At 66.4% G+C, this 26,190-nt stretch carries 23 protein-coding genes; 12 read left to right on the top strand and 11 right to left on the bottom strand.

Features of this window, described 5'->3' with window-relative positions:
• Positions 1 to 29 precede the first annotated feature (29 nt).
• Positions 30 to 2,474, top strand: coding sequence for a TonB-dependent siderophore receptor (locus tag E8F11_RS27670; RefSeq protein ID WP_280292110.1), 2,445 nt, complete (start codon positions 30 to 32; stop codon positions 2,472 to 2,474).
• A 33-nt stretch (positions 2,475 to 2,507) separates the two neighbouring features.
• On the opposite strand, the gene E8F11_RS27665 is transcribed toward E8F11_RS27670, so the two are convergent.
• A complete protein-coding gene (locus E8F11_RS27665) occupies positions 2,508 to 3,389 on the bottom strand; it encodes a LysR family transcriptional regulator (protein ID WP_280292109.1) in 882 nt (293 codons plus the stop codon).
• A gap of 107 nt (positions 3,390 to 3,496) precedes the next feature.
• On the opposite strand from E8F11_RS27665, the gene trpB reads away from it, so the two are divergent.
• Both trpB and trpA read left to right on the top strand, forming a co-directional pair.
• A complete protein-coding gene (gene trpB, locus E8F11_RS27660) occupies positions 3,497 to 4,705 on the top strand; it encodes a tryptophan synthase subunit beta (protein ID WP_280292108.1) in 1,209 nt (402 codons plus the stop codon).
• A complete protein-coding gene (gene trpA / locus E8F11_RS27655; RefSeq protein WP_280292107.1) occupies positions 4,702 to 5,511 on the top strand; it encodes a tryptophan synthase subunit alpha in 810 nt (269 codons plus the stop codon). Before trpB ends, trpA begins: the two co-directional genes overlap by 4 nt.
• Positions 5,512 to 5,739: 228 nt before the next feature.
• On the opposite strand, the gene E8F11_RS27650 is transcribed toward trpA, so the two are convergent.
• The 5 genes from E8F11_RS27650 to E8F11_RS27630 all read right to left on the bottom strand — a co-directional run bounded on the left by E8F11_RS27650 (position 5,740) and on the right by E8F11_RS27630 (position 10,137).
• On the bottom strand, positions 5,740 to 6,108 hold the full coding sequence (locus E8F11_RS27650; protein WP_280292106.1) for a DOPA 4,5-dioxygenase family protein: 369 nt from the start codon (positions 6,106 to 6,108) through the stop codon (positions 5,740 to 5,742).
• A gap of 67 nt (positions 6,109 to 6,175) precedes the next feature.
• A complete protein-coding gene (locus E8F11_RS27645) occupies positions 6,176 to 6,547 on the bottom strand; it encodes a hypothetical protein (protein WP_280292105.1) in 372 nt (123 codons plus the stop codon).
• 233 nt (positions 6,548 to 6,780) lie between these two features.
• Complete coding sequence (locus E8F11_RS27640; RefSeq protein WP_280292104.1) at positions 6,781 to 8,052, bottom strand: peptidylprolyl isomerase; 1,272 nt, start codon at positions 8,050 to 8,052, stop codon at positions 6,781 to 6,783.
• Positions 8,033 to 9,019, bottom strand: coding sequence for a hypothetical protein (locus E8F11_RS27635; protein ID WP_280292103.1), 987 nt, complete (start codon positions 9,017 to 9,019; stop codon positions 8,033 to 8,035). Before E8F11_RS27635 ends, E8F11_RS27640 begins: the two co-directional genes overlap by 20 nt.
• Before the next feature lie 164 nt (positions 9,020 to 9,183).
• Positions 9,184 to 10,137 carry a LysR family transcriptional regulator gene (locus E8F11_RS27630; protein ID WP_280292102.1) on the bottom strand — a complete coding sequence of 318 codons (954 nt, stop codon included), beginning with the start codon at positions 10,135 to 10,137 and terminating at the stop codon, positions 9,184 to 9,186.
• Between the two features lie 111 nt (positions 10,138 to 10,248).
• On the opposite strand from E8F11_RS27630, the gene betC reads away from it, so the two are divergent.
• The 3 genes from betC (at position 10,249) to E8F11_RS27615 (ending at position 14,407) form a co-directional block, all read left to right on the top strand.
• On the top strand, positions 10,249 to 11,754 hold the full coding sequence (betC, locus tag E8F11_RS27625; RefSeq protein WP_280292101.1) for a choline-sulfatase: 1,506 nt from the start codon (positions 10,249 to 10,251) through the stop codon (positions 11,752 to 11,754).
• Between the two features lie 151 nt (positions 11,755 to 11,905).
• Positions 11,906 to 12,784, top strand: a complete 879-nt coding sequence (choX, locus tag E8F11_RS27620) for a choline ABC transporter substrate-binding protein (protein ID WP_280292204.1) — start codon at positions 11,906 to 11,908, stop codon at positions 12,782 to 12,784.
• Between the two features lie 63 nt (positions 12,785 to 12,847).
• The gene (locus E8F11_RS27615; RefSeq protein ID WP_280292100.1) at positions 12,848 to 14,407 is read left to right on the top strand and encodes a SulP family inorganic anion transporter; all 1,560 of its coding nucleotides are present in this window, start codon (positions 12,848 to 12,850) and stop codon (positions 14,405 to 14,407) included.
• 134 nt (positions 14,408 to 14,541) lie between these two features.
• Here E8F11_RS27615 and aroE read toward each other — a convergent pair whose 3' ends face one another.
• Positions 14,542 to 15,366 (bottom strand): shikimate dehydrogenase, encoded by an 825-nt coding sequence (aroE, locus tag E8F11_RS27610; RefSeq protein ID WP_280292099.1) that lies wholly within the window; start codon positions 15,364 to 15,366, stop codon positions 14,542 to 14,544.
• Positions 15,366 to 16,286 carry an oxygen-dependent coproporphyrinogen oxidase gene (gene hemF, locus E8F11_RS27605; RefSeq protein ID WP_280292098.1) on the bottom strand — a complete coding sequence of 307 codons (921 nt, stop codon included), beginning with the start codon at positions 16,284 to 16,286 and terminating at the stop codon, positions 15,366 to 15,368. Before hemF ends, aroE begins: the two co-directional genes overlap by 1 nt.
• 138 nt (positions 16,287 to 16,424) lie before the next feature.
• On the opposite strand from hemF, the gene E8F11_RS27600 reads away from it, so the two are divergent.
• A complete protein-coding gene (locus E8F11_RS27600; RefSeq protein ID WP_280292097.1) occupies positions 16,425 to 17,402 on the top strand; it encodes an NADPH:quinone reductase in 978 nt (325 codons plus the stop codon).
• Here E8F11_RS27600 and E8F11_RS27595 read toward each other — a convergent pair.
• From E8F11_RS27595 to E8F11_RS27585, 3 genes are all read right to left on the bottom strand, one after another.
• Positions 17,392 to 17,946, bottom strand: coding sequence for a Sua5/YciO/YrdC/YwlC family protein (locus E8F11_RS27595; protein ID WP_280292096.1), 555 nt, complete (start codon positions 17,944 to 17,946; stop codon positions 17,392 to 17,394). The genes E8F11_RS27600 and E8F11_RS27595 overlap by 11 nt on opposite strands.
• A gap of 40 nt (positions 17,947 to 17,986) precedes the next feature.
• Positions 17,987 to 19,081, bottom strand: coding sequence for a DNA-processing protein DprA (gene dprA / locus E8F11_RS27590; RefSeq protein ID WP_280292095.1), 1,095 nt, complete (start codon positions 19,079 to 19,081; stop codon positions 17,987 to 17,989).
• A gap of 85 nt (positions 19,082 to 19,166) precedes the next feature.
• Positions 19,167 to 20,192 (bottom strand): LysM peptidoglycan-binding domain-containing protein, encoded by a 1,026-nt coding sequence (locus E8F11_RS27585; protein ID WP_280292094.1) that lies wholly within the window; start codon positions 20,190 to 20,192, stop codon positions 19,167 to 19,169.
• Positions 20,193 to 20,333: 141 nt separating this feature from the next.
• On the opposite strand from E8F11_RS27585, the gene def reads away from it, so the two are divergent.
• From def to E8F11_RS27560, 5 genes are all read left to right on the top strand, one after another.
• Positions 20,334 to 20,840 (top strand): peptide deformylase, encoded by a 507-nt coding sequence (def, locus tag E8F11_RS27580; protein ID WP_280292093.1) that lies wholly within the window; start codon positions 20,334 to 20,336, stop codon positions 20,838 to 20,840.
• A 54-nt stretch (positions 20,841 to 20,894) separates the two neighbouring features.
• Complete coding sequence (gene fmt, locus E8F11_RS27575; protein WP_280292092.1) at positions 20,895 to 21,839, top strand: methionyl-tRNA formyltransferase; 945 nt, start codon at positions 20,895 to 20,897, stop codon at positions 21,837 to 21,839.
• The gene (rsmB, locus tag E8F11_RS27570; RefSeq protein WP_280292091.1) at positions 21,836 to 23,149 is read left to right on the top strand and encodes a 16S rRNA (cytosine(967)-C(5))-methyltransferase RsmB; all 1,314 of its coding nucleotides are present in this window, start codon (positions 21,836 to 21,838) and stop codon (positions 23,147 to 23,149) included. Before fmt ends, rsmB begins: the two co-directional genes overlap by 4 nt.
• Positions 23,150 to 23,160: 11 nt before the next feature.
• Positions 23,161 to 24,534 carry a Trk system potassium transporter TrkA gene (gene trkA, locus E8F11_RS27565; RefSeq protein ID WP_280292090.1) on the top strand — a complete coding sequence of 458 codons (1,374 nt, stop codon included), beginning with the start codon at positions 23,161 to 23,163 and terminating at the stop codon, positions 24,532 to 24,534.
• Positions 24,535 to 24,661: 127 nt separating this feature from the next.
• The gene (locus tag E8F11_RS27560) at positions 24,662 to 26,176 is read left to right on the top strand and encodes a TrkH family potassium uptake protein (protein ID WP_348529795.1); all 1,515 of its coding nucleotides are present in this window, start codon (positions 24,662 to 24,664) and stop codon (positions 26,174 to 26,176) included.
• Positions 26,177 to 26,190 lie beyond the last annotated feature (14 nt).

Below are 26,190 nucleotides of genomic sequence, written 5' to 3'. Positions count from 1 at the left end.
CCCATGCCACCCCGAACAGGAACCCTTTCATGTCCGTACAACCCTCCCTTCTTGCACGCCACATCCACCATGCGGCGCTGTCCCTGGGCCTGTCCGGCTCGCTGCTGGCGTTGACACCGGCCTGGGCCGAGCCGCTCGGCTACGACATCCCGGCCGACAGCCTGGCCACCACACTCAGTCAGTTCGCCGCCGCCAGCGGCGTGACCATCAGCTTCAGCAGCGCGGAAACCGCCGGCCTGCAGTCGCCAGGCCTGCACGGTGACTACGAGCTGGACCAGGGCTTTGCCCAACTGTTGCAAGGCAGTGGCCTGCAAATCAGGCAGGCGGGGGAAAAGCGTTATGTACTGGTGAGGCTCGAGAAGGGCGATGCCCTGGAGCTGGGCGCCACCAGCATCGATGCCGCCAGCCTGGGGCAGACCACCGAAGGCACCGGTTCCTACACCACCGGCGCGATGCAGACCGCCACCAAGTTGCCGTTGTCGATTCGCGAGACGCCGCAGTCGGTCACCGTGATCACCCGCCAACGGATGGACGACCAGGGCATGAAAACCCTGGAGGACGTGCTCAAGAGCACGCCGGGCATCTCGATGACGAAGAACGGCCCGCAGCGGCCCAACTTCTACGCGCGGGGGTTCGCGGTCGAAAGCCTGATGACAGATGGTCTGTCCAGCGAGCTGTCCCACTACCTCAGCCGGGACATGAACTCTTCGCCCGATATGGCGATTTACGACCGTGTCGAAGTGGTGCGCGGCGCCACCGGCATGATGCAGGGCTCGGGCAACCCCGCCGCGGCCATCAACCTGGTGAGAAAGCGCCCGACCGCGAGCCCGTACCTGGCCATCACCGGCAACGCCGGCAGCTGGGACAACTACCGCGCCGAGGTGGATGCCTCGAATGCGCTCAACGAGACCGGCACCTTGCGGGGTCGAGTGGTCACGGCCTACCAGACCAGGCAGAGCTTCCAGGACGTTGCCGACAGCGAGCGCTCGGTGCTCTACGCCATCGGCGAGGCCGACCTGAGCGACTGGACCACCCTTACCCTCGGCGCCTCCGACCAGAACAGCAACAACACCAGTTCCTGGGGTGGCTTGCCGACAGCGACGGATGGCAGTGACCTGCATCTGTCGCGCTCGACCTACCTGGGCAATGCCTGGGAGTACTGGGACCAGGACAACACCACGCTGTTCACCCGCCTGGAGCAACGCTTCGACAATGACTGGAAGCTGCTGCTCGCCGCCAGCCGCACCTGGTCGGACCTGGCGATGCACGGCACCCAGGTGGAGCGCATCTACTGGGTCGACGAAGACCAGTTCGGCCAGTATGTCGGCCAGTACCGCTACAAGGACCGGCAGAACAGCTACGACGCCTACCTGTCCGGGCCTTTTCAGGCGTTCGGCCGCAGCCACGAGCTGGTCGTCGGGGCCAGCCAGCGCGAGCTGATCTTCCAGGGCAACGGCAACTATCTGGATGACGAGCTGGACATGGACATCTTCGCCTGGGACCCCAACAGCGTGCCCAAGCGGGACCTGGACATGAGCTACTGGCAGCAGGAGCGCAGCTCCCGGCAGAAGGGCGGTTACGTCACCTCGCGGCTCAACCTGCGCGATGACCTCAAGCTCATTGTCGGTGGCCGCCTCGACTGGTTCGACTACGACGCCACCACCCGGAACGGCGCCCGCAGCACTCAGTCGAGCTACGAGGTCACCCGCCATGTCACGCGCTATGCCGGCCTGATCCACGACATCGACCCGCATCACTCGGTGTATGCCAGCTATACCGACATCTTCAAACCGCAGTCGGAGCTCACCGCCAGCGGTCAGGGCCTCAAGCCCATCGAAGGCAAGAACCATGAGCTCGGCATCAAGGGCGAGTACTTCGACGGCAGGCTCAACGCCAGCACGGCGATCTTCCGCATCGACCAGGAGAACCGCGCCCAGTCGCTGGAGCGCAACCAGTGCTCGGACCTGGTGCCCAGTTGCTATGAAGCGGCGGGGGTGGTGCGCAGCGAAGGCATCGAGCTGGAGATCAATGGCAGCCTCGCCCCCGGCTGGCAGATCGGCGCCGGCTACACCTACACCGAGGCCAAGTACCACAAGGACGAGACCAACCAGGGGCGCCTGTTCGACACCGAACTGCCGCGCCATATGTTCAAGGCCTTCACCAGCTACCAACTGCCCGGCGAGCTCGACCGCTGGACCATCGGTGGCGGCGTCTACCGGCAGAACACCATCTACAACCAGGACAATAACTTCTACGGCGCGGAAACCCCCTTCCGCATCGAGCAGAAGGGCTACACCCTGGTCGACCTGATGACCCACTACAAGGCGTCGGAGCAGGTCGACGTCCGCCTGAACCTGAACAACGTCTTCGACAAGAAGTACTACCAGAGCATCGGCTCCAACACCGCCTATGCGGTCAACCAGTACGGCGAGCCGCGCAATGCCATGCTGACCCTGCGCTGGTCGTTGCAGTAGCCCGGCGCAGGCATCTGGACTGCCGGGCCTGCTCTACAGCGACTGGCGCAACCAGTTGGCCAACTGCTCCGCGCGGCGATCCAGCTGCCGCGCCGGCACCCAGAGCGCCAGGCGCGCCGGGGTCTCGACGAAGCCCCAGGGGGCTACGAGACGGCCGGAGGCCAGTTCGTCGGCCACCAACTGCTGCGGCGAGATGGCCACGCCGAGGCCGGCCACCGCTGCCTCCAGCAGGTAATAGAGGTGCTCGAAACCCTGGCCGAGGCGCAGCCTGCCGGCATCCAGCCCCTGGGCACCCGCCCACTGGGGCCAGGCCTGTGGACGCGACACCGTGTGCAGCAGGGCTTCGTCCAGCAAGGCGGACGGCGCGCCGGTCACCAGGAGGTCGTGGCGGGCATAGCGCGGGCTAAGCACCGGTCCTATGGATTCGGCCGCCAGCTCGAATACGCGCATGTCGCTCGGCCAGGGCGGTTCGGCGAAGCAGAGGGTGGCGTCGACGCCAGGGCGGCGCGGGTCCAGTTCGCCTTCACTGGCCGAGAGTTGCAGGCGCAGCTCCGGCAGTTCGCGGTTGAGGCGGTCCAGCCGCGGGATGAACCAGCGCGCCAGCAGGCTGCCGGGGCAGCCGAGGACGAAGGGCGCATCCTCGCTACGCTTGGCGAGGTCGGCGCAGACGCCGCGCAGGCGCTCGAAGGCGTCGCCGGTGGCATCCCGCAGGCGCTGGCCGGCATCGGTGAGTTTTACGCCGCGGCCGTCCTTGCTGAACAAGGCGATACCCAACTCTTCCTCCAACATCCGCACCTGACGGCTCACGGCGCCATGGGTGACGTGCAGTTCATCGGCTGCGCGGCTGATGCTCTGCAGCCGGGCAGCGGCCTCGAAGGCGCGCAGGGCATTTAACGGGGGCAGGTCTCGGCTCATGGCGATCCGTGAGTTTTACTGACAGGTGAAAGCAATCTAATCGCTTTTCCGGTGCCCGGCCAGGGGTAGAATGGCCCCCATCGGATAACACTCCCAGGAGTTCCACCATGACTTCATTGCGCACCGGCCCTGACGCCAAGGGCCTGTTCGGCGCCTTCGGCGGCCAGTATGTCGCCGAGACCCTGATGCCGCTGATCCACGACCTGGCCCGCGAGTACGAAAAGGCCAAGGATGATCCGGAATTCCAGAAAGAGCTGGCCTACTTCCAGCGCGACTACGTCGGCCGCCCGAGCCCGCTGTACTTCGCCGAGCGCCTGACCGAGCACTGCGGCGGCGCGAAGATCTACCTCAAGCGCGAAGAGCTGAACCACACCGGCGCGCACAAGATCAACAACTGCATCGGCCAGATCCTCCTGGCCCGGCGCATGGGCAAGAAGCGCATCATCGCCGAGACCGGCGCCGGCATGCATGGCGTGGCCACCGCCACCGTGGCCGCGCGCTTCGGCCTGCAATGCGTGATCTACATGGGCACCACCGACATCGATCGCCAGCAGGCCAACGTCTTCCGCATGAAGCTGCTGGGCGCCGAGGTGATCCCGGTCACTGCCGGCACCGGCACCCTGAAGGACGCGATGAACGAAGCCCTGCGCGACTGGGTGACCAACGTCGACACCACCTTCTACCTGATCGGCACCGTCGCCGGCCCGCACCCCTACCCGGCCATGGTCCGCGATTTCCAGGCCGTGATCGGCAAGGAAACCCGCGACCAGTTGGCCGAACAGGAAGGCCGCCTGCCCGACAGCCTGGTCGCCTGCATCGGTGGCGGCTCCAACGCCATGGGCCTGTTCCACCCCTTCCTCGATGACGCCAGCGTCAAGATCATCGGCGTCGAGGCGGCCGGCCACGGCATCGAGACCGGCAAGCACGCGGCCAGCCTGAACGGCGGCGTGCCCGGCGTGCTGCACGGCAACCGCACCTTCCTGCTGCAGGACGAGGACGGCCAGATCATCGACGCCCACTCGATTTCCGCCGGCCTGGACTATCCCGGCATCGGCCCTGAACACGCCTGGCTGCATGACATCGGCCGCGTCGAGTACTGCTCGATCACCGATAACGAAGCGCTCGACGCCTTCCACCAGTGCTGCCGCCTGGAAGGCATCATCCCGGCGCTGGAGAGCTCCCACGCCCTGGCCGAAGTGTTCAAGCGCGCGCCGAACCTGCCGAAGGACCACATCATGGTGGTCAACCTCTCCGGCCGCGGCGACAAGGACATGCAGACCGTGATGCACCACATGCAACAGGAGCACAAGGCATGAGCCGCTTGCAGACTCGCTTTGCTGAACTGAAAAAGCAGAACCGCGCCGCCCTGGTGACCTTCGTCACCGCCGGCGACCCGAACTACGACGCCTCCCTGGCGATCCTCAAGGGCCTGCCGGACGCCGGCGCCGACGTTATCGAACTGGGCATGCCCTTCACCGACCCGATGGCCGACGGCCCGTCCATCCAGCTGGCCAACATCCGCGCGTTGGCCAGCAAGCAGAACCTGGCCAAGACCCTGCAGATGGTTGGCGAATTCCGTGCCGGCAACCAGGACACCCCGCTGGTGCTGATGGGCTACTTCAACCCCATCCACTACTACGGTGTGGACCGCTTCATCGCGGACGCCAAGGAAGCCGGCGTCGACGGCCTGATCGTGGTCGACCTGCCGCCGGAGCACAACGAAGACCTCTGCCACCCGGCCCAGGCCGCGGGCATCGACTTCATCCGCCTGACCACCCCGACCACCGACGACCAGCGCCTGCCCACCGTGCTCAATGGCAGTTCCGGCTTCGTCTATTACGTCTCCGTGGCCGGCGTCACCGGTGCCGGCTCCGCCACCCTGGAGCACGTACAGGAAGCCGTCACCCGCCTGCGCCGCCACACCGACCTGCCGGTGGCAATCGGCTTCGGCATCCGCAGCGCCGAGCACGCGGCCAACATCGCCAGGCTGGCCGACGGCGTGGTGGTGGGCTCCGCCCTGGTGGACCAGATCGCCAAGGCCGCCACCCCCGAGCAAGCCGTGGACGGCGTGCTCAGCCTCTGCAAGACCCTCGCCGAAGGCGTGCGCGGCGCCCGCGCCTGACGCCAGCGTCGCACCAGAAAGCCGCTGCCCCCTCACGGGAGCAGCGGCTTTTTTCATGCCCGAGCGCGGTGCACCGTAGGATGGGTAGAGCCTGCGAAACCCATAGAATTACGGGCACGCCAGCATGGGTTTCGCTCCGCTCTACCCATCCTACGTCCTGTCCACCAGCAGAGCCCGAAACAGGCACCGACGGTGGATCGGTGAAGTGTGATCCACCCTACGCCTCGGTCAGAGCTCGTACTCGATCTCACCGTCTTCCAGACCGCTCAGGTCCAGCGGCCGCACCGCGCCCATCCACATCGGGTAGTCGCGGTGGTCGCGCAGGTCGCTGCCGGTGATGGGGTGGATCAGCACCGTGAGGCCGTTGCGGTTCAGCGCCAGCCAGGGAATCACCGCACCGAACAGCTCGGGCTTGAAGGCCAGTTGGCAGCTCCAGTCGGGATGCGGGCCAACGGGTTTCTCGTGAACGCGGCCCATCTTCAACGGGAAGCGTCGAGCTGCCTCCTCGCAGAGGGTACGTGCCTGCTCGAGGGTGGCTGCGTCGAAATAGACGTGGGCGTGGAAGCCCTTGATGCGGGGTGTGGAGAAATCCTGCATGTTCACGCCTCACTAAATGCCGAAGACCTCCATGGTAGCGGCAAGCGGCCGTTGCTTTCCGCAGTTGTCATTGCTTCGCCGGGGGAGGCGTGGTGTCGCTGGGCAGCAGCTGCGGCGCCTCACTTTCCAGCCGCCCTTTCATGGCTTCCAGTTGCGCCAGGGCGGCACGCGCTTCGTCCAGTTCGATGGCAGTGCGTTCGCCACTCTGCTCCGCCGCCTCGATGCGTGCACGAATCTCCGGAATCTGTTGCACACCACCGGCGTAGGCCTGGAGCAGTTCGCGGGTCTGGCGCTCCTCCAACGCCGCGTACTGGCGATGGTCCGCCAGCTCGGCGGTGGTGGCTCCCTGACGCGGCTTCAGTCCGCCCAGGGTTGGGCTGCGCGGGTCGCCTTTCTCAGCCATCCACTGCATGAGCAGCATGGCCTCGGCCTGGTCCATGGTTGGTGTCTCCGTGCTCGGTGCTGCCGTGGCCAGGGCAGGGGGCCGACTTTCGACAAGCGGGGCGGGCGACGGAGCAGGCACTGGAGAGGAAACGGTAATGGGCTGCGGCTGCAACGCTGGTCTTGGCGAGGGCGCTGGCCGGATCTCCGGCCCCGGCGTCAGCAACACAATTGCACAGGCCGCCGCCGCAACAGCCGTGCTACAGACCAAGGCCACGCCGAGCCACCTCCTCATAGCCCTTCCACCCGCGCCTCGGTGAGCAATCGGCCCAGTTGCGCCTCGAACTCGGCAGCCAGCTTTTCCCGCGCCACCGCCTGGTTCACCTCATAGCGAACACTGCGGTCGCTGAGCGGCAGCTGGCGGTCTTCGCGGCTGCGCACCCGGACTATCTCGAAGGCACCCTCGATACGCATGGGTTGCGACAGGCTGTCGGCCTTCTGGATAAGCGCGGTCTTGCGCAGGAGGTCCAGCGGGCCGCTCTCGGGACGGATCAGGCCGAGGTCGCCCGGCGGCGTGCGGTCCTTGTCCTCCGCTTGGGAATAGCGGCGCACCGCCTCGTCGAAATCCAGGCCCTGCTGCAACTCGGTGTAGACGCGGTCAGCGCTGGCCTGGTCCGGCAGGCGGATATGCGCAGCCTGCACCTGGGCGACGTTGCGGTAGCGCGCCTGGTTGCGCTGGTAGTAGGCCCCGGCTTCGGCGTCGCTGACTGTGCGCGCCAGTTCGCGCAGGGTGTCGGACTCGTGGTGGAAGTCGCTGTACAAGCCGATCTGGTGCAGGTAGCGCTGGCGTACCAGGCGATCGCGCACCAGGGTCTTCAAGCCCTGCTGCTCCGCCGGGGTGAAACCGTCCTGGCCCAAGCGGTACCAGAGGTAATCGCGCTGCACGCGGGTCTGCACCTGACGCGCCAGGTATTCCAGGTTGCCCTGCTGCAATTCCACCTGCCCCTGGATGTTGTCGCCTCGATAGAGAGACAGCAGGTCCAAGTGCTGCTGGGGCTGGCCGGGAAACTGCCAGCGGATCAGCTCCACCTGCGCGGCCGCGCGCTGTTGCTCCGGGCTGAGTTCCAGGCTGTTCTGCACCAGCCCACGGGAGGCAGGCGCCAGCGTGTCGTGCAGACCTTTGGCGCTGAGCGGCTGCGGCTGGCGCAGGAAGGGTCGCAGGTCCTGCCGACCACTGCGACCGTAGTACTGCTCCAGCAGGTTGCCGGCTTCGATCTCGACGCTGGCGTCCAGGTCAGCGCGATTCTGGACGTTCATTTCGCTCGCCACCTCGCGGGCCAACAGGTGGTTCTCCACTAGCCCACGGCGCAGTTGCCGTGGGTCGGTGTTGAACTTGACCCGGCTGAGGACCTGTTCGAGCAGGGCGATGCTCCTGCCCGGCAGCACGTCGCCGTTAATGCGCAGGTCCGTCGCAGTGGGTTGAGCCTGGGCAGCCCCCAGATAGAGCGCCAACGCGAGGCCGGCGATCAGACGCAGCCCCACCTCAGATGCCTTCGGACGCATTGAAGCTGCTGGCGCCCTTGGTCAGCACGGTAACGGTGAGCGCGATGGACTCCGGGATCAGTTCCTTGGCTACTCGCAGGCGCGTCGCGTAGCTAGTGTCGTAGAGCGGCTCGGGGTGGGCATAAGCGACCTGACCGGTCTGGGTCAGCAACTCGCGGATGCTCCGGCTCGGGTCATAGCGGCCGATGAGGTTGGCCACTGCCGCCGGATCGTTGAGCTTTTCGCTGGCGTAATGGTCGTCGACCCAGCCTTCCCAGCTGGAGTGGCCGTTGGCCGAGGTGACCCACACGTGGTGCGGCTGCGCCACATCGCCCGTGGCGTGCAGGGCGTAGCCGATGGTCTGCAGCGAGGGCGCGGCGCGGAACTGGTCGAACCAGTAACCGGCGAGGTTATCGATGGGCTGAAAGGCGGCGGTCTGGAAGTCACCGTAATGCCCTTGCCAGTCGGAGCGGGTGCCCCGGCGGTAATGGGATTCGGTGGTGTCGAAGTCCTCCCGCTTCAGCTCGCGGTTGTAGAGATAAACCATGGCGTACCAGTCGACATCGGCGATGCCACCGTCCACCTTGTGGTAGCGATAGTCGTAGCCGCCATGGGCATTGCCGTGGGCGTCGCCGTCGCGGGTCAGGTTGAGGAAGTGCCAGTAGGAGGTGTAGTTCACTAGCCCGGAAGCGGCGTTCCACACCGGCGCGTACTCGTAACCGACCCACCAGCCGCCCAGACGGGTGTCCTTGAAATCGTCCACGTCGTAGGCCGCCTGGCCGAGAATTTCGCCCGCCTTGGCCTCGCTACCGGCGGCGCTCACGTAGAACTGGTAGGCCTCGCGCATCTCCCCTGTCGCATAGGGGGAGTTCATGTAGGCCAGGGCATCCTTGACGATGTTCTTGTGGGTCGGTTGCGACCAGGCGCTGGCCTGGCCGGCCAGGGCGCAGAGGCTCAGACCGGCAGCCAGGCAGGTGAAGACTTTCATCGGCAGCACTCGTGAAGTGAAGGAAGCCAGAACTCATAGCCAAGGCTCTTGCCGATTGCATTACAACGGGGGGAATTTCTTGGGACGTTTGTCTCAAACAAGGGAAGAACCAACCAATAGTTTGGCCTCCCGCCAATGTCGTCAGCGCAATCGAAGCCAGGGACTCAGGTGGCGATTGCTTCCCGATGCCTGATGAGCTGGGCCTGGCGGGCCTCGTCACCCAGCTCATGCAGGAGCCAGTCGACGAAGCACTTCATCAACCGCGCGCGACGCTTGCGTTCGGGCTGCACCAGGTAATAACCGAAATCAGAGCTGACGCTGGTGCCCAGCACGGGCACCAGCAGGCCCTGGTCGATCAGGTCGTCCACCAGGTAGCGCCAGCCGATGGCCACGCCCTGGCCGGCGATGGCGGCCTGGATCAGCAGCGTGTAATTGTCGAAGCGCAGCATGCCCGAGCCCGGCGCTTGGGCGATGCCCAGCTCGCGGAACAACGCGCTCCAGTCGAACCAGCGGGTGCGCACCTCGGGCTTCAGGTGCAGCAGCGGCAGCTCCGCCAGGGCGGCCACCGGCAACGGGTAGTCGCGCCCGGCCAGCAGGCGCGGGCTGCAGATGGGGAAGACCTCCTCGCGGAACAGCAACAGGGCTTCGCCGTGCTTGAAGCGGCCGTCGCCGAAGGCGATGGCGATGTCCACCTCGGAGCGCAGCATATTCATGGTGCGGTCACTGGTGACGATGCTGACGTCGATATCCGGGTTCGCCTCATGGAAGCGGTGCAGGCGTGGCATCAGCCAGTAAGCGGCGAAGGCGAAATCGGTGGCCACCTGAAGTACCTCGTGCTGCGGCCGCGAGCCTATGGCTTCCAGACCCGCGCCTATGGCCTGCAAACCCTCCTGCACATGGAGAAACAACAGGCGGCCGGCGTCGGTGAGTTCGATGCCCCGGTAGACGCGATCGAACAGGCGGGTGGCGAGCTGTTTCTCCAGGCGCTGGATCTGCTGGCTCACCGCAGGCTGGGTGGTGCCCAGCTCCACCGCGGCGGCGGTGAAGCTCAGGTGGCGGGCGGCGGATTCGAATACCCGCAGCAGGTCCAGGGAAAGTTCAGGAGAAAGTTCTGCCATAAGCCATGCTTATCCGAGTCATGTTTCGCCGTGCAGTTTACCGAGCCCTTGGCTGGCGTGATCATCACTCGCAGCACTTTCGCATAATTCGACGATATGGATAAGCGAACGATGAAACGCCCCAACATCCTCTTCATCATGGCCGACCAGATGGCCGCGCCACTGCTGCCTTTCTACGCCCCTTCGCCGATCAAGGTGCCGCACCTCTCACAACTGGCCGCCGAAGGTGTGGTCTTCGATTCGGCCTACTGCAACAGCCCGCTCTGCGCGCCCTCGCGCTTCACCCTGGTGAGCGGCCAGCTGCCGTCGAAGATTGGCGCCTATGACAACGCCGCCGACTTCCCGGCCGACGTGCCCACCTATGCCCACCATCTGCGCCGCCTGGGTTACCGCACCGCGCTGTCCGGCAAGATGCACTTCTGCGGCCCGGACCAGTTGCACGGCTACGAGGAGCGCCTGACCAGCGATATCTACCCGGCCGACTATGGCTGGGCGGTGAACTGGGACGAGCCGGATGTGCGCCCGAGCTGGTACCACAACATGTCCTCGGTACTGCAGGCCGGCCCCTGCGTGCGCACCAACCAGCTGGATTTCGACGAGGAAGTGGTGTTCAAGGCCCGCCAATACCTCTACGACCATGTACGCGAACATCCCGAACAGCCTTTCTGCCTGACGGTGTCGCTGACCCACCCCCACGATCCCTACACCATCCCCGAGGAGTACTGGAACCTGTACCGCGAGGAAGACATCGAGCAGCCGCACGTGCACTTCTCCGATGCCGAACAGGACCCACACTCCCAACGGCTGCTCAAGGTCATCGACCTATGGGGCAAGCCGCTGCCCGAACACAAGGTCCGTGACGCCCGCCGTGCCTACTACGGCGCCTGCAGTTACGTCGACGAACAGGTCGGCCGCCTGCGCAAGACCCTGGCCGACTGCGGCCTGGACCAGGACACCATCATCGTCTTCTCCGGCGACCACGGCGACATGCTTGGCGAGCGCGGCCTCTGGTACAAGATGCACTGGTTCGAAATGGCCGCCCGCGTCCCGCTGCTGGTGCACGCCCCGGCGCGCTTCGCCGCCGCACGGGTAAAGGCCTCCGTCTCCACCGTCGACCTGCTGCCTACCCTGGTGGAGCTGGCCGGTGGCGAGCTGGACGCCAGCCTGCCGCTGGATGGCCGCTCCCTGTTGCCCCACCTCCAAGGTACGGGAGGACATGACGAGGTACTGGGCGAATACATGGCCGAAGGCACCACCAGCCCGCTGATGATGATCCGCCGCGGGCCCTACAAGTTCATCTACTCGCAGCAGGACCCCTGCCTGCTGTTCGACCTGGAGAACGACCCCCGGGAGCTGGAGAACCTCGCCGGCTCCGCCGACCACCAGGCATTGCTGGAGGCCTTCCTGACCGAAGCCCGGACACGTTGGGACATCCCCGCCATCCACCAGGCGACCCTGGCCAGCCAGCGCCGCCGCCGCTTCGTCGCCGACGCCCTGACCCAGGGCAAGCTGAAAAGCTGGGACCACCAGCCTTTCGTCGACGCCAGCGAGCAGTACATGCGCAACCATATCGACCTGGACGACCTGGAGCGCCGCGCGCGCTTCCCCCAACCCTGAAGAAGCGTGTAGGAGCCAGCTCAGCTGGCGAACAGGGCCGCACCAAGGCTTTCGCGAGCAAGCTCGCTCCTACGGACACACAATCACTCGGAGGAACCAAGGCATGAAGACGATCAATGCAGTGCTTGCCGGCGGCGTGCTGCTGACCGGCATGGCGTTCAACGCCCAGGCCGAAGAAGCCAATTGCGCAACGGTGAAGCTGGGTGATCCGGGCTGGAGCGATATCGCCGTGACCAACGGCGTGGCGCGCTTCCTGCTGGACGGGCTGGGCTATCGCACCGAAACTCCGACCCTGGCCGTGCCCATCATCTTCGCCGGCCTGCACAAGGGCCAGATCGATGCCTTCCTCGGCAACTGGATGCCGGCGCAGCAGAGCAACTACGACAAGTTCGTCGCCGCCGGCAGCGTCGACAAGGTGGCGCAAAACCTCAGCGGCACCGAATACACCCTCGCCGTGCCGCGCTATGTCTTCGACGCCGGGGTGAAGACCTTCGCCGACCTGGACAAGTACGCCGACAAGTTCGACAAGAAGCTCTACGGCATCGCCTCCGGCTCGCCGGCCAACGAGTCGATCCGGAAGATGATCGCCAGCGACGAATTCGGCCTGGGCGACTGGACGCTGGTGGAGTCCAGCGAGCAGGCGATGCTGGTGCAGGTGGGCAGGGCCGTGAAGCGCAATCAGTTCGTGGTCTTCCTCGGTTGGACCCCGCATCCGATGAACGTGCAGTACGACATGGCCTACCTCAAGGGCGGCGAGAAGTACTTCGGTGAAAGTGGCAGCGTGAACACCCTGGCCCGCAAGGGTTATGCCCAGCAGTGCCCGAACGTGGGCAAGCTGCTGGCCAACCTGCAGTTCACCCAGGAGATGGAGAACGCGATCATGAACCAGGTGCTCAACGACAACGCCAACAACGACGCGGCGATCAAGGCCTGGCTCAAGGCCAACCCGGCGGTGGTCGATGGCTGGCTGCGGGGTGTCACCACCCGTGAAGGCGGCGATGGCCCGGCGGCAGTGAAGGCGAAGCTCTGAAGGATCTACTCCGAAGGGTCATATCCCTATGGGGGCAATAACAGCTCCACCGCCAGGCCCACGATGAATCTCCCCAACCTCTTCCCCTTCCTGCGCTGGCTGCCTTCCACCCGGCCGCGCGGCCTCGGCCGCGACGCGCTGGTGGGACTGACCGGCGCGATCCTCGCCCTGCCGCAATCCATCGCCTATGCGCTGATCGCCGGATTGCCGGCGGAGTATGGGCTCTATGCCGCGGTGGTGCCGGTGATCATCGCCTGCCTCTGGGGTTCATCGCAGCATCTGATCTGCGGTCCGACGGCGGCCATCTCCGTGGTGCTCTTCGCCACCGTCAGTCCGCTGGCGCTGCCCGGCAGCCAGGACTACGTCAGCCTGGTGCTGCTGCTGACCATCCTCGTCGGGGCCTTTCAGTGGCTGGTGGGCGCGCTGCGCTTTGGTTCCCTGGCCAACTTCGTGTCCCAGTCGGTGGTGCTTGGCTTTACCCTGGGCGCGGCGCTGGTGATCGCCCTCGGGCAAGTGCCCAACCTGCTCGGCCTCGCCAACCTGGAAGGGCGTGCCACCGCCTGGCAGAGTGCGCTGCAGTTGGCCGGGCATGTACGCGAAGTGCACGGGCCTTCGCTGCTGGTAGCCACCGTTACCCTGGGCCTGTCGATCCTGGTGCGCTGCCTGTGGCCGCGCCTGCCCGCGCTGTTGATCGGCATAGCCGGCGGTAGCCTGCTGGTGGCGGCGCTGCCCGGGGCGTTTGCCGGCGTCGAGCGGGTCCAGCCCTTCAGCGGCAACCTGCCCCCGCTTGCCTTGATCCGCTTCGATGCCGAAGACGTACTGCGCCTGCTGCCCTCGGCCGTGGCCTGCGGCCTGCTCGGGCTGGTCACCAGCCTGTCCATCGCCCGCGCCCTCGCCAGCCAATCGGGGCAGATGCTGGACGCCAACCAGGAAACCCGCGCCCAGGGGCTGTCCAACCTGGTCGGCGCCTGGTTCTCCGGCTACCTCTCGGCGGGCTCCTTCACACGCTCCGGGCTTAACCTGCAAGCCGGCGCGCAATCGCCGCTGGCAGGCGTGTTCTCGGCACTCTGGGTGGCACTGTTCGCCGTGCTCGGCGCCCGGCTGATCGCGCTGATCCCGCTACCGGCGATGGCCGCAAGCATCCTGCTGATCTGCTGGGGGCTGCTGGATATGCGCAGTGTCCGCACGCTCTGGCGGGTCAGCCGGGCGGAGTTCGCGGTGATGGCGCTGACCTGCGCCGCCACCCTGCTGCTGGAGCTGCAGACGGCCATCTACGCCGGGGTACTGGCGTCACTGTTCTTTTACCTCAAGCGCACCTCGCAGCCGCGGGTGCTGCAGGGCAGGGAGGGCGAGGACGAGGTGCTGCGCATCGAGGGGTCGATCTTCTTCGGCGCCTGCCCTTACCTGCAGAAGCTGATCCAGCGCAGCCGCGCCGGGCGCCTGGTGCTGGACGCCCACCATGTGAACTTCATCGACTACGCCGGGGTGAGCATGCTCCACGAGGAGGCACGGCGCCTGGACGGGGAAGGTCGCAGCCTGGTGCTGCGCCGCGCCAGGCCCCAGGTGGAGCGGGAGCTGCGCAAGCTCGAAGATGAAAGCAGCAGCCTGCTGATCGAGAGGTGAACCGAAGGAGGAGGTGGGCCTGCTTCTTGTAGGATGGGTGGAGCGGAGCGATACCCATGCTGCTGCGCAAAATCCGATGGGTATCGCAGGCTCCACCCATCCTACAAAGTCTCAGCCAACGCTCGCGCCGGCGGTCAGCCCTGAGCGAGTTGCCGACGCAGTTCGGCCAGTACCGGCGCGCTATCGGGCAGTACGCCACGCCAGAGCAGGAAGGCTTCGGCGGCTTGTTCCACCAGCATGCCCAGGCCGTCGAGGGTGCGCGCGGCGCCGTGCTCGGAGGCCCAGCGATTAAAGGCGGTCATCCCCTTGCCGTACATCATGTCGTAGCAGACGGTGTAGCCCGGCCTGATCAGGCTCGGCGAGATGGGCGGCAGGTCGCCGGCGAGGCTCGCCGAGGTGCCGTTGATGATCAGGTCCACCGGCTCTTCCAGCCAGTCGAAACCGCTGGCGGATACCGGCCCCAGGTCGGCGAAGAGTTGGGCCAGGGCCTCGGCTTTTTCCACGGTGCGGTTGGCGATGACCAGGGCCGCAGGCCTTGCAGCCAGCAGCGGCTCGATCACCCCACGGGCGGCGCCACCGGCACCCAGCAGCAGGATGCGCTTGCCGGCCAGGGACAGTCCGGCATTGCGGACCAGGTCGCGCACCAGGCCGGCACCGTCGGTGTTGTCACCGAGCAAGCTGCCATCGTCGAGCTTCTTCAGGGTGTTCACTGCGCCGGCCCGTTGCGCTCTCGGGCTGAGGCTGGCGGCCAATTGATAGGCCTGCTCCTTGAAGGGCACGGTGACATTGCCACCCTTGCCCGTTGCGAAGAACTGCCGCGCACAGCCGGTGAAGTCGTCCAGCGGCGCCAGCACGGCTTCGTAGGTGAGCTGCTGGCCAGTCTGTTCGGCGAACAAGCGGTGGATCAGCGGCGACTTGCTGTGGCCGATGGGATTGCCGAAGACGCAGTAGCTGTCCATCAGAGTCCCGCCTCCTTCAGCCAGTCGCGGTCCTGGAGGAAGTACTCAGTGAGGCGCGCCTCCTCGCTGCCGGGCTCCGGTTTCCAGTCATAACCCCAGCGCACCTGGGGCGGCAGGGACATGAGGATGGACTCGGTACGCCCGCCCGACTGCAAACCGAACAGGGTGCCGCGGTCGAACACCAGGTTGAACTCCACGTAGCGGCCACGGCGGAAGGCCTGGAACTCGCGCTGCTGCTCGGTGAAGGGCGTGTCCTTGCGCTTTTTCAGAATCGGCAGGTAGGCCTCCAGGTAGGCGTCGCCGATGGCGCGCATGAAGGCGAAGCTGGTGTCGAAGTCCCACTGGTTGAGGTCGTCGAAGAACAGGCCGCCAATGCCGCGCGGCTCATTGCGATGCTTGAGGTGGAAGTAGCGGTCGCACCATTCCTTGTAGCGCGGGTAGACATCCTCGCCGAAAGGCGCGCAAGCGTCGCGGGCCACCTTGTGCCAGTGCACGCAGTCTTCTTCCACGGCGTAGTAGGGGGTCAGGTCGAAACCGCCGCCGAACCACCAGACCGGCTCCTCGCCTTCCTTCTCCGCACAGAAGAAGCGCACGTTGGCGTGGGAGGTGGGCACGTGGGGATTTTCCGGGTGGATCACCAGCGACACGCCGAGGGCCTGGAAGCCGCGTCCGGCCAGCTCGGGGCGGTGGGCACTGGCCGACGGCGGCAGGCTGGAACCGAAGACATGGGAGAAGTTCACGCCGCCCTTTTCGATCAGTGCGCCGTTCTCGATCACCCGGGTGCGGCCGCCACCGCCGGCGGGGCGGACCCAAGCGTCCTCGAAGAAATCGGCCTTGCCGTCTTCGGCCGCCAGGGCCGTGCAGATGCGGTCTTGCAGATCGAGCAGGTAGGCCTTCACGGCCTCGATACGGTCAGTCACGTCGTCAACCTTGGAAGCGGGGTAGGGTGGCGGAAAAATGAGCAGGCAAGCATACCACCGCCCAGGGCCACCGGTGGCTTGACGGGAGTCAAGGCGAGGCGTTGGATGGGGGCTTTTCCGACCAAGGAGGTTGCAAGCATGGCCAAACGCATCCAGTTCTCCGCCTATGGCGGTCCGGAAGTTCTCGAGTACGCGGAGTACCAGCCGGCCGAGCCAGGGCCTCAGGAGGTGCGCGTGCGCAACCGCGCCATCGGCCTGAACTTCATCGACACCTACTACCGCAGCGGCCTCTATCCCGCGCCGGCCTTTCCCACCAGCCTGGGCACCGAAGGCGCGGGCGATGTGGAGGCAGTGGGCAGCGCGGTGAGCCAGTTCAAGGTGGGCGACCGCGTCGCCTATGCCACCGGCCCGCTGGGCGCCTACAGCGAAATGCACGTGCTGCCGGCGGACAAGCTGGTGCGGCTGCCGGACAGCATCAGCTTCGAACAGGCCGCGGCGGTGATGCTCAAGGGCCTGACGGTGCAGTACCTGCTGCGCCAGACCTTTCCGCTGCAAGGTAGCGAGACCATCCTCTTCCACGCCGCCGCCGGCGGTGTCGGCCTGATCGCCTGCCAGTGGGCAAAGGCCCTGGGAGTAAAGCTGATCGGCACTGTCAGCTCGGCCGAGAAGGCCGAGCTGGCCAAGGCCAACGGCGCCTGGGCGACCATTGACTACAGCGTCGAGAACGTAGTGCAGCGGGTGCAGGAACTGACCGGCGGGGCCAAGTGCCCGGTGGTCTATGACTCGGTGGGCAAGGACACCTGGGAGATCTCCCTCGACTGCGTCGCGCCGCGCGGCCTGCTGGTCAGCTTCGGCAATGCCTCGGGGCCGGTGAGCGGGGTCAACCTGGGGATACTGGCGCAGAAGGGTTCGCTCTACGTCACCCGTCCCACCCTGTTCGGCTACGCGAATACGCCGGAGCGCCTGCAGGCCATGGCCGACGAGCTGTTCGGGCTGATCGCCGACGGCCGCATCAAGGTGGAGATCAAGCAGCGCTTCGCCCTGGCCGACGCGGCCAAGGCGCATACCGCCCTGGCCAGCCGCCAGACCACCGGGTCGACCGTGCTTATCCCCTGAGGACCCTGCCGCTGACCAGGTCGCGGATCACGCTGGGATTGCGGCGCCCGCCAAGGGCGCCTCCCAGCACCGCGTCCAGCTCATCGCCGAAGTACTGCTGCACCCGCAGTCGCGAATAGGCGGCGGGACGGCCGGAAGGATTGGCGGAGGTGGACACCAGAGGCCCGGTTAGGGCGCAGAGGTCGCGCACCAGCGGGTGGTCACTGACGCGCAGGGCGACGCTCTCGTGCTGGCCGGTGACCCATTCCGGCAACAGGTCCTGGTGCGGCACCAGCCAGGTGTTGGGCCCCGGCCAGGTGCTGGCGAGGCGGTCGAGCCAGGCATCCGGCAGGCCTTCGAGGAGGAAGTCGAACTGGCGAATATTGTCCGCCACCAGGATCAGGCCCTTCTCCACGGGACGCTCCTTGAGCGCCAGCAGGCGATACACCGCGTCCTCGTTCCAGGGATCGCAGCCCAGGCCCCAGACCGCCTCGGTGGGATAGGCAATCACCCCGCCCTCACGCACGATCCGCGCCACTCGCTGCACTCGCCAATTGCTGACCATCACCCACTCCCGCAAACCAGTTCGGCAAAGTGTACAAGGCTCAACCGGAGCGATGCACCCAGCAGCCAGCGTCGCGGGCAATCAGGCCCTGCAGTTCGAGGTCGGTGAGTTCGGCCAGGATACGCGGCAGCTCCCAGCCGCTGGCGGCGGCCAGGCCTTCGCTGCTGTAGGGGGCTGCGCGCAGCAGGTCCAACAGCGGATGGGAGACCGGTGCCGGGGTGTCGACCCGCGAAGCGGAGGCCACGGCCTGCCAGCCGCGCAGGGCTTCGAGAATGTCTTCCACCTTCTCCACCAGCGTGGCGCCTTCGCGGATCAGCTGGTGACAGCCGCGGGCCCCCGGATGGTGGATGGAACCGGGAATGGCATAGACCTCGCGACCCTGCTCTGCGGCCAGGCGCGCGGTGATCAGGGATCCGCTGGAGGGGCTGGCCTCCACCACCAGCACGCCGAGGGAAAGGCCGCTGATGATGCGATTGCGCCGCGGGAAATTACCGGGGTGCGGTGGACAGTCCAGCGGCAGCTCGGAGACCAGGGTGCCGCCTTCGTCGACGATTCGCGCGGCCAGGCTGCGGTGACGATTCGGGTAGACGCGCTCGAGGCCGGTGCCGAGCACCGCCACCGTCTTGCCGCCCACATCCAGCGCGCCCTGGTGGGCAGCGCCGTCGATGCCCAGGGCCAGGCCGCTGGTGATCACGAAGCCGCCGCCGGCCAGGCTGCGGGCGAAGGCGCGTGCGGTGTCCAGGCCGGCGGCCGATGCGCGGCGGCTGCCCACCATGGCCAGCTGCGGCCGCTCCAGCAGCGCGGGATCTCCGGCGACGAACAGCAGCGGCGGGGCACCGGCCAGTTCGCCAAGCAGGGCGGGGTAGGTGGGGTCGTCCCAGCACAGCAGGCGGTGACCGGGCCGCTCCAGCCAGGCCAGGGCGTTGGCGGCGGCGTCGCGGATCTGTGGGCTGCGCCGCGGGTCAGCGGAGGCTTGCGGCAGCCCCAGGGAACGCCAGGCGGAAGCTGGTGCGCTGAGGGCGGCAGAGGCGCTGCCGAAGGCTTCCAGCAGGCGGTGGAATCGGGCCGGGCCGAGTTCGGGAAGCAGATGCAGACGCAGGCGAGCTTCCAGCTCGGCAGGGGAGATTGTTGGCATGTCGATCGGTCCTTGATCGCGCCGCGCGCCGCGGCAGGACCGCCATCAATACAACAAGCCCCCGCGGGGCGGGGGCTTGGAGGTGTTACGGGTTGTGTACCTTGTCCATCACCGCCAACTGGCGGGAGGCGGCGAGGATCAGGCCGTAACTGAGCTTGTCGTAGGTGCGGAACACCATCAGCAAGCCGGCGCGCTCGTCCGGGATCTTGATGGATTCATCGGTGATCCGGTCGCGCACGGTTTCGCCGGTCTTGAAGACCGCCAGCACGTTGCCTTCCACCAGGCCGTCGCGCTTGCCCTTGTTGATGGTGACCACGTCGAACTGGCCGATCTGGGTCACGCCGCGCGGCACATCGAGGATCACACCGTTGACGTCGCCAGCAGGCGCGCTGGGCATGAAGGTGGAATTGATCGCGCGTTCCTCGGTGGGGAACAGCCGGTCGCCGAGGCGGACTTCCTGGGTGGAGCGGGTCAGCTGCAGGGTGGCGATGTCACCTTCGTCGGCGACCATCTCGCCGCCACCGATATCGTCGGCGTTGATGCCGAGGAACTCCTTGGTTTCCGGATCGATGTAGCTCTTGCCCTGGCGGAAGATGCCGTAGGCCGGCTGCTCCTCGGAGAAGCTGCCGCGGGCGTAGACGCGGTCACCGGCACCGCTGACCACGCGCTCGGCATCGCCGGCGACTATATAAGGAGCGGCTTCGAACTCCTTGGGGTCGTCGATGATGCGGTTGGACAGCAGGAAGCTGTTGATGGCTTCCAGCGGGATGGCCGGGATGGCTTCGGCCATGGGCGTGCTGCGCATCTGGGGAGAGAGCTTGACGGTGCCGCGGGAAGCACCGCGGTTGAGCACCAGGCGCGGCTGGCCGTCGATGTAGACCAGACTGAGGACATCACCCGGATAGATCAGGTGCGGGTTTTCGATCTGCGGGTTGGCGTGCCAGATTTCCGGCCATTTCCAGGGCTTGCTCAGGAACTTGCCTGAAATATCCCAGAGCGTGTCGCCACGGACCACCGTATAGCGCTCCGGATGCCCCTCCCTGAGTTCCACCGCAGCCTGGGTCAGGCCACTGGCAGCCAGGAGCAGCAGGGCGAGTAGTGATTTCCTCATGCGGTGAATCCCTTTATTATGTCCATTCACATGAAACGCCCTGAGAGCCGCCCCAACCGGGCTCTGTAGCCGTTTTTCGATGCTGCTCATCATCTTAGCAGCGGATTTTTACTTTATTCCACAAGTGCATCACAAACGCATATGGCGATACTGAACATTCTCGAATTCCCCGATCCGCGGCTTCGCACCATCGCCAAACCGGTGGAGGTGGTGGACGATTCCGTGCGCAAGCTGATCGACGACATGTTCGAAACCATGTACGCCGCGCCGGGCATCGGCCTGGCCGCCACCCAGGTGAATGTGCACAAGCGCGTGGTGGTAATGGACCTGTCGGAAGACAAGTCCGAGCCGCGGGTCTACATCAACCCCGAGTTCGAATCCCTCACCGACGAGATGGACCAGTACCAGGAAGGCTGCCTTTCGGTACCGGGCTTCTACGAGAACGTCGACCGCCCGCAGAAGGTGAAGATCAAGGCCCTGGACCGCGACGGCCAGCCCTTCGAGCTGATCGCAGAAGGCCTGCTCGCCGTGTGTATCCAGCACGAGTGCGACCACCTCAACGGCAAGCTCTTCGTCGACTACCTGTCGTCCCTCAAGCGCGACCGCATCAAGAAGAAGCTGGAAAAGCAGCACCGCCAGCACGCTTGATCCCCGATCTCCAAAGGCTTGCTCCGGCAAGCCTTTTTCTTTTAGCGAGTAGCCATGACCCAGCCTTTGCGCCTCGTCTTCGCCGGCACCCCGGAGTTCGCCGCCGAGCACCTCAAAGCCCTGCTCGATTCCCCTCACCAGATAGTCGCCGTCTACACGCAGCCGGACCGCCCGGCCGGCCGTGGCCAGAAGCTGATGCCGAGCCCGGTCAAGCAACTGGCCGTGGAGCACGGCATCCCGGTGCTGCAGCCGCCGACTCTGCGTGATCTCGCGGCCCAGGCCGAACTCAAGGCCCTGGGCGCGGACCTGATGGTGGTGGTGGCCTACGGCCTGATCCTGCCGCAGGTAGTGCTCGACACCCCGCGCCTCGGCTGCATCAACAGCCACGCCTCGTTGCTGCCGCGCTGGCGCGGCGCCGCGCCGATCCAGCGCGCGGTGCAGGCGGGTGACGCGGAGAGCGGCGTCACCGTGATGCAGATGGAAGCGGGCCTGGATACCGGCCCCATGCTGCTCAAGGTCACCACGCCGATCGCGGCCTCCGACACCGGCGGCAGCCTGCACGACCGCCTCGCCCAGCTCGGCCCGCAGGCCGTGCTGCAAGCCATCGAAGGCCTGGCCGCCGGCACGCTCAAAGGCGAGGTGCAGGACGATGCCCTGGCCAACTACGCCCACAAGCTGAACAAGGACGAAGCGCGGATCGACTGGAGCCGCCCGGCGGTTGAGCTGGAACGCCTGGTGCGCGCCTTCAACCCCTGGCCGATCTGCCATAGCAGCCTCGATGGCGAGCCCTTGAAAGTGCTGGCCGCCACCCTCGGTGAAGGCCAGGGTGTGCCCGGACAGATCCTCGCCGCCAGCAAGGACGGCCTGACCGTCGCCTGTGGCGAGGGCGCCCTGCTGCTCACCCGCCTGCAGCTGCCCGGCGGCAAGCCGCTGAACTTCGCCGACCTCTACAACAGCCGCCGCGAGCAGTTCGCCGTGGGCAAGGTGCTGGGCGCATGAACCCGCGTCTCGCCGCCGCCCGCGCCCTCGCCACGGTCCTGTCCGGCAAGGCCTCCCTGGGTAGCAGCCTGCCGCCACAGCTGGACAAGGTGGAGCCCCGCGACCGCGCCCTGGCCCAGGACCTTGCCTTCGGCGCCGCCCGTTGGCAACCACGTCTCGCCGCCCTGGCCGATCGCCTGCTGCAGAAGCCGTTCAAGGCCGCCGACAAGGACGTGGAAGCCCTGCTGCTGGTCGGCCTGTACCAGCTTTTCCATACTCGTATTCCCGCCCACGCCGCCATCGGCGAGACCGTCGGCTGCGCGGACAAGCTGAAGAAACCCTGGGCCAAGGGCCTGCTCAATGCCGTGCTGCGCAACGCCCAGCGCCAGGGCGAAGCCATCTTCGCCGAGCTGGAACGCGACCCGGCCGCCCGCACCGCACATCCGCGCTGGCTGCAGAAGGCACTCAAGGCCAGCTGGCCGGAGCACTGGGAGGCGGTGTGTGCGGCGAACAACGCGCATCCGCCGCTGATCCTGCGGGTCAACCGCCGCCATGGCAGCCGCGATGCCTACCTGGCCGAGCTGGAGCAGGCCGGCATCGGCGCCGAAGCCTGCAGCTTCAGCCGCGACGGCATCCGCCTCGATGAAGCCTGCGATGTGAAGATGCTGCCCGGCTTCGCCGAAGGCCGCGTCAGCGTGCAGGACGAGGCCGCGCAGCTGGCCGCGGACCTGCTCGAACTCGCTCCCGGCCAGCGCGTGCTGGACGCCTGCTGCGCCCCCGGCGGCAAGACCTGCCACCTGCTGGAGGCCGAACCGGGCCTCGCCGAGGTGGTGGCCGTCGACTTGGAAGAAAGCCGGCTGGCGCGCGTGCGCGAGAACCTGGCACGGCTGCAGTTGCAGGCCACCCTGATCGCCGCCGACGGCCGAGACACGGGCGCCTGGTGGGACCGCAAGCCCTTCCAGCGCATCCTGCTCGATGCGCCCTGCTCGGCCACCGGCGTGATCCGCCGCCACCCGGACATCAAGCTGACCCGCAAGGAAGAGGACATCCCCGCCCTGGCGCAGCTTCAGGGCGAGCTGCTGGACGCCCTCTGGCCGACGCTGGAGGTGGGCGGCGTGCTGCTCTACGCCACCTGCTCGACCCTGCCACAGGAAAACAGCGACAACATCGCCGCCTTCCTCGCCCGCACGCCTGGCGCCCGCGAGCTGGACATCCCCGGCCCCTACGGATTGAAACAACCCCATGGCCGCCAGCTGCTGGCCCGCGAAGACGGTCATGACGGTTTCTACTATGCCAAGCTGATCAAGATCGCCGCCTCAGCGCGCGGCTAACGGAGCTAGCAGTGAAGATCATCATTCTCGGCGCCGGCCAAGTGGGGGGCACCCTGGCCGAACACCTCTCGGGCGAAGCCAACGACATCACAGTGGTCGATACCGACGGCGACCGCCTGCGCGACCTCGGCGACCGCCTCGACATCCGTACCGTGCACGGCCGTGGCTCCTTCCCCACCGTGCTGCGCCAGGCCGGCGCCGACGACGCCGACATGCTGGTCGCGGTGACCAACAGCGACGAGGTGAACATGGTCGCCTGCCAGGTGGCCTACACCCTGTTCCACACCCCCACCAAGATCGCCCGGGTTCGCGAGGCGGCCTACCTGACCCGCGCCGGCCTGTTCGACAACGAGGCCATCCCGGTGGACGTGCTGATCAGCCCGGAACAGGTGGTGACCAACTACATCAAGCGCCTGATCGAGTACCCCGGCGCCCTGCAGGTGATCGACTTCGCCGAGGGCAAGGCCCAGCTAGTGGGGGTCAAGGCCTACTACGGCGGCCCGCTGGTGGGCCAGGAACTGCGCCAGATCCGTCAGCACATGCCGAACGTCGACACCCGCGTGGCGGCTATCTTCCGCCGCAACCGGCCGATCATTCCCAAGGGCGACACCGTGATCGAGGCCGACGACGAAGTCTTCTTCATCGCCGCCAAGGCCCACATCCGCGCGGTGATGAGCGAACTGCGGCGACTGGAGGACAACTACAAGCGGGTGGTGATCGCCGGCGGTGGCCATATCGGCGAGCGCCTGGCCGAAGCCATCGAGAGCCGCTACCAGGTGAAGATCATCGAGATGAACCCGGCGCGCTGCCGGCACCTCTCGGAGACCCTGGACAGCACCGTCGTCCTGCAGGGCAGTGCCTCCGACCGCGACCTGCTGGTGGAGGAGAACATCAACGACGCGGACATCTTCCTCGCCCTGACCAACGACGACGAGGCCAACATCATGTCCTCGCTGCTGGCCAAGCGCCTGGGCGCGCGCAAGGTGATGACCATCATCAACAACCCGGCCTACGTGGACCTGGTGCAGGGCGGCGACATCGACATCGCCATCAGCCCTCAGCTGGCCACCATCGGCACCCTGCTGACCCACGTGCGCCGCGGCGACATCGTCAGCGTGCACTCCCTGCGCCGCGGCGCGGCCGAGGCCATCGAAGCCATCGCCCATGGCGACGCCAAGTCGAGCAAGGTGGTGGGCAAGATGATCGAGGACATCGCCCTGCCGCCGGGCACCACCATCGGCGCCATCATCCGCGACGAGGAAGTGCTGATCGCCCACGACGACACCGTGATCGAATCAGGGGACCACGTGATCCTGTTCCTCGTGGACAAGAAGTACATCCGCGATGCCGAGCGCCTGTTCCAGGTGGGCCTGACCTTCTTCTGAGTTCCGCCGTGGTGGCGACCGACATGGCCCGCGGATGATTCCCAGGCCATTTCGGCCTAGGCCTACAGCCACCTCCTGGGCCCTGGGTTAGGGTTCGGCCCCCTGCATCGCCGAACCCAGCCGCACCATGTCCAGCCTTAGCTCCCACCATACGACCCGCCTCAGGCCGTTGCCGACGCCTTCCCGCGCCAACCGGCGCGCGGCCATCCTGCGCATCCTCGGTGTGCTGCTGATGCTGTTCAGCTGTACCCAGCTGCCGCCGCTGCTGATCGACCTGTATTACGCCGAGGGCGCCTGGCGCGGTTTCCTCCTCGCCCTGCTGATCACCCTGATCGTCGGCCTGCTGACCTGGCTGCCGGTGCGCGGCGCCCGCGAAGAACTGAAGATCCGCGACGGCTACCTGATCACCGCGCTGTTCTGGATAGTGCTCGGCAGCTTCGGCAGCATCCCTTTCCTGCTCGTCGACACACCGCACATGAGCTGGGTCGACGCCCTGTTCGAGTCCGTCTCCGGCATCAGCACTACGGGTGCCACCGTGCTCACCGGCCTCGACCAACTGCCACGTGCGGTGCTCTATTACCGCCAGCAACTGCAGTGGTTCGGCGGCATGGGCATCATCGTCCTGGCCGTGGCCATAATGCCGATGCTCGGCATCGGCGGCATGCAGCTGTACCGCGCAGAAATGCCGGGGCCGCTGAAAGAGCAGAAGCTCTCGCCACGCATTGCCGAAACCGCCAAGACCCTCTGGCTGCTTTATTGCGGGCTGACCCTGGCCTGCGCCCTGGCTTACTGGGCCGCCGGCATGAGCCTGTTCGACGCCATCGGCCACAGCTTCTCGACCATCGCCATTGGCGGCTTCTCCACTCACGACGCCAGCATCGGTTACTTCGACAGCCCGCTGATCGAGCTGATCTGCATGTTCTTCCTGGTCATCTCCGGGATCAATTTCGGCCTGCATTTCCTGGCCTGGCGGGGGCGCAGCGTGGGCCATTACCTGCGCGACGCTGAATGCCGCAGCTATCTGTTGCTGCTCAGTGTGGTATGCCTCATCTGCACCGCCACCCTGATCCTCCACCAGCATTACGAGCAGCCCATTCAGGCACTGCGTTATGCCGCCTTCATGGTGGTCTCCATTGCAACCACCACAGGTTTCGGCCTGGTCGACTTCAGCACCTGGCCAACGCTGCTGCCGCACCTGCTGCTCTACACCACTTTCATCGGTGCCTGCGCCGGCTCCACCGGCGGCGGCATGAAGGTGATGCGCATCCTCCTGGTCCTTCGTCAGGGCATCCGCGAGTTCCAGCGCCTGCTGCATCCGAACGGCGTGTTCACCGTCAAGCTGGGCCGCCGGCAGATCCCGGACCGGGTGGTGGAGTCGGTCTGGGGCTTCTGTTCCATCTACCTGGTGACCTTCGTCGTTCTCCTGCTGATTCTCCTGGCCTTGGGCCTGGACCAGCTGACCGCCTTCTCCGCCCTGGCCTCCTGCATGAACAACCTCGGCCCCGCTCTCGGCGAGGCCGCCTCGCACTACGCCAACCTGCCCGACAGCGCCAAGCTGGTGCTGAGCCTGGCCATGGTGCTGGGCCGGCTGGAGGTATTTTCCCTGCTGATCCTGCTCAGCCCGGCCTTCTGGCGCTTCTAGCTGGCACAATGACG

Origin of the sequence: Pseudomonas sp. BN417, assembly GCF_029871205.1 — a bacterium.
Classification (GTDB): domain Bacteria; phylum Pseudomonadota; class Gammaproteobacteria; order Pseudomonadales; family Pseudomonadaceae; genus Metapseudomonas.
This window is presented reverse-complemented; position numbering and strand designations above follow the sequence as displayed.